The organism is Janibacter hoylei PVAS-1 (assembly GCF_000297495.1).
GTDB lineage: Bacteria > Actinomycetota > Actinomycetes > Actinomycetales > Dermatophilaceae > Janibacter > Janibacter hoylei.
In genome coordinates this window covers 1-10,271 of sequence record NZ_ALWX01000072.1, presented here as the reverse complement: position 1 = coordinate 10,271, position 10,271 = coordinate 1, and the positions used below count along the sequence as shown (strand labels likewise).

Sequence of the window (10,271 nt, the reverse complement as noted above, 5' to 3'; positions counted from 1 at the left end):
CCAGTTACGCAGCGTGTCGCCACTTGATGCCAGCTGCTCACCCACGAGCSSACAGGCACGAGAGACCGGCAACCCCGGCTCGGCCGCAAGACGGTCACGCACCAGCCTCACAGCTCGCTGACGAATCTCATCGGGATACTTCCTCGGTGCAGGCATGACTCCATCCTCCTGGGGAGATCAAGCCCTCCACCCAACCCGGGGCGATCCAGTTGTCTATGTCCGGTCGTTGCGGCTAGCGTCGCAACGGTGACCATCCTGTCCGGCCTGGCCGACCACGCGCCTCTCGTGGAGCTCTCCAGATCGATGAGCATTGGCTTCCGCCTCCCCGACACCGTGCGGCGAACGAGGAGCGCGACTTCGCGTGGGTCGGTGCTGGATGCCGCCCTGATGGTGACGGCTGCGACCCTCTGGTGGTTGGCGTTGCCACCACGCGGGTGGTGGGAGCTTTTCCCGCTGGGGGTTACTGCATTCATGCTGGCCCTGGCTGGTCGTCCGCTGCGTGAACGTCTGTGGCTCGGCGCGCTGGCTGGAGTCGTCCATTACGGCATCGCCCTGCGCTGGCTCACCGACTTCACCGGCGGCGGGTACCTGGCCGTCGTCGTTCTTGAGACAGCACTGCTGGTGCTCGTCGCAGCGGTGTCGTTCGGGGGCCCGACACGGGCGGGCGCAGTCACCCGGCGTCCCGGGAGGCGGGGCTGGTGGCTGACCACCCCCCGCCGCGCTCGTGCTGCTGGAGGCGGTGCAGAACCGCTTCCCCTTCGGCGGGTTCCCGCTCCCGTCTCTGGGCTTCAGCCAGGTCGACGGGCCGTTCCTGGGCGCGGCCCCTGTCGGTGGTTCCCTGTTGGTGACCGGACTCGCGGCGTTGACCGGAGCCGCGGTGGCTGCTCTCGTCCTCGAGTCGAAACGGACCCGCGCTGTCGCTGCGATCAGTGCCTTGGTGGCGCTCGTCGTGCCACCGGCGCTGCCGGACACCCCAGGGACCGCGGCAGCGGGCACGCTCGACGCGGTGCTCGTCCAAGGAGGCGGTGCACGGGGGGTGCACGTGATCCAGTCGGTGGATGCCACGGCCGAGCACCTGCGAGCCGCCCGAGGCATCACCGGATCACCGGACCTGGTGCTCATGCCGGAGAGTATCGCCCACGTCGACGGTCCGATAGGCCAGACATCCGTGGGTGCACGCTTCGCCGACCTGGCCCGACGGCTCGAGACCAACCTCGTCGTCGGGACCACCGAAGCCGAAGGGCGGGACCGCTTCCGCAACGCGTCCGTCCTGTGGGGCCCGGAGGGGAACCTGCTGGGTCGCTACGAGAAGCACCACCGCGTCCCCTTCGGCGAGTACCTGCCGATGCGGGATCTGGTCGAGCCACTCAGCGACCTGACCCGACTGGTGCCGCGCGATGCCATCGCCGGCCAGGGCCCCGCAGTGCTCCAACCGCGTGGGACACCACCGTTGGGCATCGTCATCTCCTACGAGACGTTCTTCCCCGACCGGGTCGCCGCGGCGGTGCATGCCGGCGGACAGCTGGTCCTCGCTCCCACGAGCGCCTCGTCCTTTACCGGCCGGACCGTCCCCGCCATCGAAGTCGCCGCGTCCCGCCTGCGCGCCCGGGAGTTCGGTCGCGCTGTCTTGCAGGCCGCACCCACGGGGTACTCGGCCATCATCCGACCCGACGGTGCGCTGACCGATCTCAGTGGTCTGGGGACGCGAGAGCTGATGAGGGCCAGCGTCCCGTTGCGGACCGGGTTGACTCCCTATGCGCGCATGGGCGACACCCCGATGCTCGTGCTCGCACTACTCGTTCTCATCGCACCGGTGGGCGTCCACGCCACCCGTCGGCGCTCCGTCTGACCGGCGGTCCATCCTCAACCTGCATGGGTGGCTGCGGCGGTCCGGCAATCGTCGAACCTCCGTCAGTCCCACGGAATGTCGACGGACGGGGCGTCCGCCCCACCGCAGCCCAGGACCGCGGAGGCGTCACCGAAACATGCGTCAGGGTGACGCGCTCCTGAGGCCTGCCAAACCGTAGAGGCGAAGGAGGGTGTAGCGGATCATGGTGGCCTTACTGGGCGTAGCTGTGCATGCCGATGAAGTAGAAGTTGACGACGGTGTAGTTGATGATGATGCACGCAAACCCCGCGACGGCGATCCAGTTCGCGGTCCGGCGCGGGGTGGTCTTCGTCGCGCGCGCGTGCAGGTAGGCGGCGTAGACCGTCCAGATGACGAAGGTCCACACCTCCTTGGGGTCCCACGTCCAGTACGCACCCCAGGCCTCGCGCGCCCAGATGGCGCCGGCGATGAGGGTGAAGGACCACAAGGGGAAGCCGATGATGTGCAGTGAGTAGGAGAGCTTCTCCAGCGACTGCGCCGGGGGCAGCTTGCGCCAGAAGCGCTCGCCGCCCACCTCGCGGTCGCTGAGCAGGTAGAGCCCACTGACGATCGCGCCCACAGTCAAGACGCCGACCGCCAGGGTAGCCACGGTGACGTGGATCGGCAGCCAGTAGGAGTTCAGCGAGGGCACGACCTCGTCGGCCTCGACGTACCAGGCGGTCGAGGCGACCATGAGCAGCAGCGTGACGAAGGCGGTGACGAAGACCCCGAGCCAGCGCAGGTCGCGGCGCGTCGAGGCCACGCTGAACGTCGCCAGGGCGAAGAAGGCCCCGCCGATGCTGAACTCGAAGAGGTTGCCCAGCGGGAATCGGTCCACCGCGAACCCGCGCAGCGCGAACGACAGCAGCAGGAACCCGGCGCCGAGCCACGAGAGGGAGCCGGCGACACCGGCGGCCTTGCGTGCCCGCACCGCGGTCTCACCAGCGGTCGCGAAGCCGGTCTCGGCTGGGGCAGACCCCCCTTCGCCATCGGCCGGACCGCCCACGATCGCCGGGACCTTGGACCCGACCTCGGCGCGCTCACGCATCGGCACGGCCTGCGCGAGGTAGAGGGCGTAGCAGAGCATCGCCACGGTGATGACCAGCGCGGCCGAGGCCAGCGCGTAGTTGGCGTACTGGGCCAGCATCTCGTTGTTCATGATGTCCTCGATTCTCCCACGAGCCGGTCTCGCACCTGCTTGACCACCTCGGTCAGTCCCTCGTCGTCGTCACGGCTCATGCCGCCCACCTCGACCCGCACCCGGCCCTCCTCCTCGTGCAGCCGCACGAAGACCCGCCGCCGCTTGACCAGCAGCGTGGTGATGAGGCCACCGAGCGCCAGCAGCGCGGAGACGAGGGTCAGTTCTTCGCCCGGGTCATGGCGCACGGAGAAACCGGCGTACCGCTCGATGCCGTCGAAGGTGATCGTGCCCCGGTCGCCGGGCAGCGTCTTGGTGTCGCCGGGGGCCAGCCACAGCCGCGTCTGGTCGGTGCCGTCGGTCGTCTCGACCTTGTCCATCGACTTCGTGTCGAGGGTGAAGACGGACTGCGGTTGGCCCCCGGGGTAGAGCTCACCGGTGTACAGGCTCAGGGCGAGCGCCGGTGCCCGGGTGTCGGGGAAGACCGAGATCGGGCCCTGCTGCGGGTCGATCGTCGCGGTGGGCAGGAAGAGCCCGACGAAGCCGAACTGCTCGGGCTGTGTGGCCGCCCCGACCTTGATCGCACCCGTGGAGCGGTAGTTGCCGTCCTGCGCGAGGAAGGGGGTCGCCCCCTTGTAGAGGACCTCCCCCTGCGCGTCCTTGACCGTGACGACGGGGGCGTAGCCGTTGCCGAGCAGGAAGACGGTCGCGTCCGTCATCTCCAACGGTGCGTTGACCTTGATCTCGTCGGTGAAGGACTCACCCTCGACCGGGTCGACACGCACCTGTGCCTCGAAGTCGCGCGGCTGGCCGAAGCTGCGGGCGTTGGGATCGACGTCGTTGAAGTCCGCCGTCATCTCGTCGACCGCGACGACGAAGGGAGCCAGCGATGACTCGTCGACCAAGGGCCCCGGCGCCCAGGTGTCGAAGCGGGTGACGGTGCTGACGAAGGACTCGCCCGAGGGGACGATGATGTCGGCCTTCCACCCCCACAGGTAGCCGATCGCGACGCCGATGATCAGCGCGACCAGGCTCGTGTGGAAGATCAGGTTGCCGGTCTCCTTGAGGTAGCCGGTCTCGGCTGAGACGCTGACGTCGTCGTGGCTCGCGACGCGGTAGCGGCGCCCCCGCAGCACCGTAGTCGCGGCCTCGCGGACCTCCTCGAGACTGCCCTCGACCTCGCCCTCGGCGTGGGCCTCGAGCCGCTTGGGCGCGCGAGGGGGCTTGCTGCGCAACGCCTTCCAGTGCACGGCGGTGCGCGGCAGGATGCAGCCGATGAGGGAGATGAAGAGCAGCAGGTAGATCGCCGAGAACCACGGCGAGGAGTAGACGTCGAAGGCCCCGAGCCGGTCGAGCCACGGCCCGGTCGTCTCGTGCCGCGCGAGCCAGGCGTCGGTCTGGGCCGGGTCGATGCTGCGCTGCGGGAAGACCGAGCCGGGCACCGCGCCGATCGCCAGGAGGAACAGCAGGAAGAGCGCGGTGCGCATGCTCGTCAGCTGCCGCCAGCCCCACCGCGCCCAACCGACGACACCGAGCCTGGGTTGGGTGATGTCCTGCTTCGGGTCGGGCTTCGTGCCGATCGCCATCAGATGAGGACCTCCACGTCGCTGATCAGCTGGGTCTGCAACCACCGGGTCAGGTAGTCCCAGCCGCCGGTGAGCAGGAGCAGACCCACGATGATCAGCAGGATCGCGCCAGCGACCTGGATCCTGCGCTGGTAACGCAACAACCATGCGGACACCGGGGCCCAGCGCTCGTAGGCGGCCGCGATGAGCACGAAGGGCAGACCCAGCCCCAGGCAGTAGGCGACAGCGAGGATCACCGCACGGGTGGTCGACGCATCACCGGCGAGGTTGAGGGCGAGGACCGCCGCCAGGGTCGGACCCATGCACGGCGCCCACCCGAGGCCGAACACGGCGCCGAGGAGCGGCGCCCCGGCCAGCCCGGTCGCGGGTTTGACCGGTAGGCGGAAGGTCCGCTGCGTGCCTGCCCCCAGGAAGACCAGGGCCATCAGGATCACCACGACGCCGCCGACGCGCATCAGCAGCACCCGGTGCTCCACCAGCGCGCGGCCGGCGGTGGCCACGAACAGCGACGCGAGGACGAAGACGAACGTGAAGCCGAGGATGAACAACAGCGCACCCGCGATCATCCGGCCGCGGCTGCGCTCCTCAAGAGCGACGTCGGACAGCCCGGTGACGTACCCGAGGTAACCCGGCACGAGCGGAATCACGCACGGGGTGGCGAAGGAGACCAGGCCGGCGAGGGCGGCCACGAGCACTGCGAGCGGCAGGGCCCCGCCGGTCACCTGGTCGCTCAGCGAAGTGGGCACCGCGGCGAGCGCGGGCAGGACAGCGGTCATCAGGCCGACTCGGCCAGGGTGTCCTCGACGACGCCGACGAGGGTGGAGGTGGTGACGGGACCGAGGACGACCGCGGCGATCCGACCCTCACGGTCGAGGACCGCGGTCGAGGGCTGGGTGGTCATCTTGCCCTGCATGTCGATCGCGCTCTGGCCGGACTTGTCGTAGACGGAAGGCCAGACGAAGCCCCACTCCTCCCCCTGCGCCCGCCCGGTCTCCTTGGAGGACTCGCGGTAGTTGATACCGACAAAGGCGACGTCCTCCCCCCTTCGTCTCCTCGTGGGCCTCGACGAGGTGCGGAGCCTCCTTGGCGCACGGACCGCACCAGCTGGCCCAGAGGTTGACCACGACCACCTCGCCGCGCTCGTCGGCGCTGTCCCAGGTCGCGCCCTGGATGGTCTCGCCGGCGAGCTCGACCGGCTCGTCGCGCTCGGCCGCGGGGATGAGGTGCAGGGTGCCGTCACCGGAGCGGTACCCGGCGTCCTGGGCCGCATCCGCGGTGTCGGAGGAGGACGAGCAGCCGGCGACCGCCATCACTGCGAGGGTGCTCGCGGCGGCGACGACGGTACGGCGGGTGGGACGGTGGGCAGTCATCGAGGGGCAGGCTCCAAGGTCATCGAACTGCGCGCGTACAGGCGTGCAGCCGAAGGTGCGGTCGGGCGAAGGGCGGTCGACCAAGAATCGGGTTGCCAACCAGAGAGGAATCGATCAGGCTCACCTTCTGCTGACTCATGGCACCGATCCTCTCAGGCTAGACCCGGAGCCCAAGGTCAGGGGTGTCAGTACTTGGGTCCTAGCATTGCATCAGGCTTTCGGCGAAATCGTTCTATCAGCGCACGAGCGGCAGGGAGATGGTGAAGCACGAGCCCCTTCGGGGCCCGGGGCTGGACGCGGTGAGGTCCCCATGGTGCGCGTCGATGATGGCCTTGCTGATGGTCAGGCCGATGCCGGAGCCTCGTCGGTCGTTGGTGCGGGCCGAGTCCCCGCGATAGAAGCGTTCGAAGGCGTGCTGCACCTGGTCGGGTGTCATACCTTCACCGGTGTCGGTGACGGTGATGATGGCCTCACCGCCCTCGCGGCCCGCCGCGAGGGTGATCGTTCCGCCTGCAGGTGTGTGCCTGAGGGCGTTGCTGAGGAGGTTGGTCATGACTTGGGCGAATCGGACGGGATCGACCAGGGTCTCGAGTCCTGTCGCCTCGTCAACCTCCAGGACCAGGTTGAGGCCCTTCTCCGAGTAGCTGTCCCGCATGCCCCCGTAGGCTGCCCACAACAGGTCAGCGACCTTGTGGCGCTGGATGTCGAGGGCGAGGTGTCCTTCTTCGGCCGTAGAGACCTCGTTGATGTCCTCGGCCAGTCGCGCGAGTCGTTCCGTCTGGGCGGTCAACGCCATACGAGAGTCATCACCGAGGGTGACGACACCGTCGTGCAGTCCCTCGTGGTAGGCGCTCAGGGTCGCGATCGGCGTGCGTAGTTCGTGGGCGAGGTCGGACAGCATCCGCCGTCGGGTGTCCTCGACCCCCTGCATGCGGGCCGCGCCCCAGCCGGTTGACCACATCCAAGCGCCGTTCAATGTTCAGCATGCCGTGACCATACATCAGACGCTGACCTGTTCTATTCTCGGGCCGAATCGGGTTCCACGGGAGAACGGCTCATCGTTCGGAGGTGCTAGCATCGCTATATGACGATTAATGGTGGTCTTGGCGAGATAGTCGGAATGGAAGACCGCGGCGCCCGTGCCGCACTGTTTCACGCCTTGGCCGAACCCACGCGACTGGCGCTGCTGGAGCACCTCGCCAGTGGCGAGCACCGCGTCCGCGACCTGGTGGACCACATGCACCTGGCCCAGTCCACCGTCAGCAAGCACCTGGCATGCCTGCGCGACTGCGGCCTGGTGACCCTGCGCACCGAAGGTCGCGCCTCGTGGTTCGCACTGGCCGACCCCGCGCGGCTGTCCGCCGTGCTCGAGGACGCCGACGCGTTCCTCGCCGCGTCCGGGATGCTGCTGTCACTGCGCGATCACCGCGACCACGACCAGCTGACCGCAGAGGAGCTGTGATGGGCGCCGAACACAGCCACGCACGCCCACCGGGACAGCCCAGCCGGGCCCTACGCAACCGACTGCTCTTCGCCCTGGGCATCACCACACTCATCGTCGTGGCCCAGGCAGTGGGCAGCGTCGTCACCGGCAGCTTGGCGTTGCTGACAGACACCGCCCACGCGCTATCGGACTGGAGCGGTCTGTTGGTCGCCGCCATCGCCGCCACCATGATGCTGCGCCCACCCAGCAGCAAACGCACCTGGGGATTCGCCCGCATCGAAGTCGTCGCCGCACTGGGCCAGGCCGCGCTGCTGCTCGTGGTCGGCACCTACGCCGCAGTCGAAGGAGTGCGCCGGCTCTTCGAGCCGACCCAGGTGCCGGGCACAGAACTGCTGGTCTTCGGAGTGATCGGCTTGGTCGCGAACCTCGCCGCGATGGGGATCCTGGCCTCCAGCCGCGAAGCCAACTTCAACATGCGCGCCGCCTTCCTCGAGGTCCTCAACGACGCCTTGGGCTCCATCGGCGTGATCGTGGCTGCCATCGTCATCGCCACCACAGGATTCCAGCGAGCCGACACCTTCGCGGCATTGTTCATCGCCGCCCTGATCCTTCCCCGGGCCGTCACCCTGCTGCGCGAGACCACACGCGTGCTGATGGAGTTCACCCCCGAGGGCGTCGACCTCGACATCGTGCGAGCACACGTCCTGGAGCTGGACCACGTCACGGAGGTGCACGACCTGCATGCCTCCACCATCGGCACGGGCCTGCCCGTGATCTCCGCCCACGTCGTGATCGACGACGAATGCTTCGAATCCGGGCACGCACCCCAGATCCTCGAGCAGATCCGCTCCTGCATGAAGGAGCACTTCCCGGTCTCCTTCGACCACGCCACCATCCAGCTGGAAACCACCGCACTACGAGACCGAACGTGCCACGCCATCCAGCACGCGTGAATCAGCAAGAACGACCCCGGCCACGCGCAGTCACGATCCCCCTTGCGAGGGGCGGGATGCTATGGGAGAAGCCCTCCAACATGACGACGACTGAGGAGCGACCACTGCACCGGCGACGAGAGCCAGCCGGATGAGCGGCTTTGCCTGGTACTGGCTCTGGCCGCTCTACCGGCGGTCGGCAACTTCCTCGGCGGCCTCGCAGCCGAGGTGGTCGATGTCTCCGAACGCGCGCTGAGTCTGGCGCTGCACCTGGCCGAGGCATCGTCCTCGCGGTCGTCGGTCTGGAGCTCTGATGCCCGAGGCGCTACACGCATCCCCACCATGGGTTCTCATCCTGGCCTTCGTCGGGGGCGGAGTCTTCTTCATCGGCATCGAGCGGCTCATCGACCTCATCAAGGGCCGTCTACGTGGCTGGGAAGAGGCCAGCGGCACAACGACGAAGACAATCCGCTACTACGAGGCCAATGCGTTGCTGCCTCCGGCCGCGCGCACCACCGGCGGTTATCGGGACTTCCCTCCGGAGATCATCGCCCGTCTGGATTTCATCCGCCGTGGGCGCACCGCAGGTCTCAGACTCACCAACATTCGCGAGGTCCTCGACATCCGGGACGCCGGTCGCACGCCGTGCCAGCACGTCCACAGTCTGCTCGCCGAGAGACTGGCCAACCTGGACGACCAGATCGGCGCCCTCCAGGGCCTCCGCGCCACCGTGTCCCAACTGCACGAAAACGTCGCCTTCGACGAGCCCGACACCAACGACGCCGGCCAGGTCTGCCGCTACCTGTAGCCCCACAGAGCTCTCGTCCCCGTGAGCAAAGCGCGGGACGACGACCTCGCCGTCCCGCAGGGGAGGCGCTGGCGGTCCACTGACGTCAGGTTCTGAGTCACGTAGGGCGATGCGGTGACGATCCCCTTGCGGTGACGGCGCAGGTCGGCGCACGAACGCATGTTCGGGCGTCCCATAAGACCCGTCCGGGAAAGTGCCCGGTGACGGTGCCCTATGCGGAGCAGCCCAATGGTCCAGACCTCTGGGGGCTCTCAGCGACGAACTCAAATATCGTCAGCTGCCGCTCGACCGACCCGTTGAACCATCCCGCGTACCTGGGATCATTCCTTGTGCAGCTCGACCAAAGCACATTGCGCGGAGTCATGGCAGACGGTCCATCTGTGCAATGTAGCCCGTGTGTCGTGCGCAGTCTCCGCTGCTTCTCGACAACGCTCACGACCGCTCACCCGCCCAGACCACGCGAGTGCCCTCGCCCCATCGGCCAGCAAGGTCCAACTGGACATCGCCTCGCCAGGCCAGATGCCACAGTGTCGACAGGAGATAGCCACCCTCATCTGCCGAGGCGATGTCCCCGAAGGTCACATAAGGACCGCGCGTTATTTCGCGCAGGCGCACCCTCGCGGCCGGCATCCACGGCTGCTCCCTTCGGGCCATCGACAACCAGCGCAGGTTGACCTCCTCCGCACGCGATAGGCCAGGAAAGACCCGGTGCCGCCACCCGCGGGCGGTGCACGCCTCCGCGCTCTTCTCGACCTTCCAGTTGAAGTCGATGTCCTGCAACTCGGCCGGGCGCGCGTCCCACACCGTCACCGACCCGTCGACGCCCAGGCTGAGGAGGTCGGGATAGTGCGACTTCTTCGGTGACCACCGAAGGAGGAAGGGCTGGGCCACAAGCCACGCGACGTTCTGGTCCCGATCGAGCATCATCATCAACTGATGCTCCAGACCCGACTGGATCGCCCCGGGTTTAGTGGAGGGCTGGTTGTGCCGTCTCGGCGGTTGCCGGGCGGTTGGTCGTCTCAGCGTAGTAGCGGTCCTCGAGCTCGGCGGGCGGGACGTCGCCGCAGTGGCCGTGAAGGCGGTGACTTGTTGTGACCAGTCGACCCATTCGAGGGTTGCGATCCTC

11 protein-coding genes and 1 pseudogene are annotated in these 10,271 nt (G+C 68.0%); 5 read left to right on the top strand and 7 right to left on the bottom strand.

From position 1 onward, the window contains the following. Positions 1-303 precede the first annotated feature (303 nt). Positions 304-693, top strand: a pseudogene (locus B277_RS20385) (hypothetical protein); the annotation flags it as partial. A gap of 31 nt (positions 694-724) precedes the next feature. Beyond that, positions 725-1,849 (top strand): apolipoprotein N-acyltransferase, encoded by a 1,125-nt coding sequence (gene lnt / locus B277_RS13630; protein WP_274517183.1) that lies wholly within the window; start codon positions 725-727, stop codon positions 1,847-1,849. A 211-nt stretch (positions 1,850-2,060) separates the two neighbouring features. On the opposite strand, the gene ccsB is transcribed toward lnt, so the two are convergent. The 6 genes from ccsB to B277_RS13605 form a co-directional block, all read right to left on the bottom strand. Beyond that, on the bottom strand, positions 2,061-3,026 hold the full coding sequence (gene ccsB / locus B277_RS13625; protein WP_007929235.1) for a c-type cytochrome biogenesis protein CcsB: 966 nt from the start codon (positions 3,024-3,026) through the stop codon (positions 2,061-2,063). Beyond that, the gene (gene resB, locus B277_RS13620; RefSeq protein WP_007929233.1) at positions 3,023-4,591 is read right to left on the bottom strand and encodes a cytochrome c biogenesis protein ResB; all 1,569 of its coding nucleotides are present in this window, start codon (positions 4,589-4,591) and stop codon (positions 3,023-3,025) included. The genes ccsB and resB overlap by 4 nt, the downstream gene beginning before the upstream one ends. After that, positions 4,591-5,367 (bottom strand): cytochrome c biogenesis CcdA family protein, encoded by a 777-nt coding sequence (locus B277_RS13615; protein WP_007929231.1) that lies wholly within the window; start codon positions 5,365-5,367, stop codon positions 4,591-4,593. The genes resB and B277_RS13615 overlap by 1 nt, the downstream gene beginning before the upstream one ends. After that, positions 5,367-5,492 (bottom strand): redoxin, encoded by a 126-nt coding sequence (locus B277_RS17035; protein ID WP_238539411.1) that lies wholly within the window; start codon positions 5,490-5,492, stop codon positions 5,367-5,369. Before B277_RS17035 ends, B277_RS13615 begins: the two co-directional genes overlap by 1 nt. After that, positions 5,455-5,961 carry a TlpA family protein disulfide reductase gene (locus B277_RS17030; RefSeq protein ID WP_083853789.1) on the bottom strand — a complete coding sequence of 169 codons (507 nt, stop codon included), beginning with the start codon at positions 5,959-5,961 and terminating at the stop codon, positions 5,455-5,457. The genes B277_RS17035 and B277_RS17030 overlap by 38 nt, the downstream gene beginning before the upstream one ends. 235 nt (positions 5,962-6,196) lie before the next feature. Further along, positions 6,197-6,922 (bottom strand): sensor histidine kinase, encoded by a 726-nt coding sequence (locus B277_RS13605; RefSeq protein ID WP_238148262.1) that lies wholly within the window; start codon positions 6,920-6,922, stop codon positions 6,197-6,199. Between the two features lie 123 nt (positions 6,923-7,045). On the opposite strand from B277_RS13605, the gene B277_RS13600 reads away from it, so the two are divergent. The 3 genes from B277_RS13600 to B277_RS13590 all read left to right on the top strand — a co-directional run bounded on the left by B277_RS13600 (position 7,046) and on the right by B277_RS13590 (position 9,145). Next, entirely contained in the window at positions 7,046-7,423 is a 378-nt protein-coding gene (locus tag B277_RS13600) for an ArsR/SmtB family transcription factor (protein WP_040881648.1), read from the top strand. Further along, the gene (locus B277_RS13595) at positions 7,423-8,358 is read left to right on the top strand and encodes a cation diffusion facilitator family transporter (protein WP_040881646.1); all 936 of its coding nucleotides are present in this window, start codon (positions 7,423-7,425) and stop codon (positions 8,356-8,358) included. The genes B277_RS13600 and B277_RS13595 overlap by 1 nt, the downstream gene beginning before the upstream one ends. A gap of 292 nt (positions 8,359-8,650) precedes the next feature. Continuing rightward, entirely contained in the window at positions 8,651-9,145 is a 495-nt protein-coding gene (locus B277_RS13590) for a MerR family DNA-binding protein (RefSeq protein WP_007929224.1), read from the top strand. A 432-nt stretch (positions 9,146-9,577) separates the two neighbouring features. On the opposite strand, the gene B277_RS13585 is transcribed toward B277_RS13590, so the two are convergent. Continuing rightward, complete coding sequence (locus B277_RS13585; protein ID WP_007929223.1) at positions 9,578-10,075, bottom strand: hypothetical protein; 498 nt, start codon at positions 10,073-10,075, stop codon at positions 9,578-9,580. Between the last annotated feature and the right edge of the window lie 196 nt (positions 10,076-10,271).

Bases quoted from the DNA above. Each gene is read 5' to 3' on its own strand.
- ccsB (WP_007929235.1), bottom strand. From the start codon at position 3,026: ATGAACAACGAGATGCTGGCCCAGTACGCCAACTACGCGCTGGCCTCG.
- resB (WP_007929233.1), bottom strand. From the start codon at position 4,591: ATGGCGATCGGCACGAAGCCCGACCCGAAGCAGGACATCACCCAACCC.
- B277_RS13615 (WP_007929231.1), bottom strand. From the start codon at position 5,367: ATGACCGCTGTCCTGCCCGCGCTCGCCGCGGTGCCCACTTCGCTGAGC.
- B277_RS17035 (WP_238539411.1), bottom strand. From the start codon at position 5,492: ATGACCACCCAGCCCTCGACCGCGGTCCTCGACCGTGAGGGTCGGATC.
- B277_RS17030 (WP_083853789.1), bottom strand. From the start codon at position 5,961: ATGACTGCCCACCGTCCCACCCGCCGTACCGTCGTCGCCGCCGCGAGC.
- B277_RS13605 (WP_238148262.1), bottom strand. From the start codon at position 6,922: ATGTGGTCAACCGGCTGGGGCGCGGCCCGCATGCAGGGGGTCGAGGAC.
- B277_RS13600 (WP_040881648.1), top strand. From the start codon at position 7,046: ATGACGATTAATGGTGGTCTTGGCGAGATAGTCGGAATGGAAGACCGC.
- B277_RS13595 (WP_040881646.1), top strand. From the start codon at position 7,423: ATGGGCGCCGAACACAGCCACGCACGCCCACCGGGACAGCCCAGCCGG.
- B277_RS13590 (WP_007929224.1), top strand. From the start codon at position 8,651: ATGCCCGAGGCGCTACACGCATCCCCACCATGGGTTCTCATCCTGGCC.
- B277_RS13585 (WP_007929223.1), bottom strand. From the start codon at position 10,075: ATGATGATGCTCGATCGGGACCAGAACGTCGCGTGGCTTGTGGCCCAG.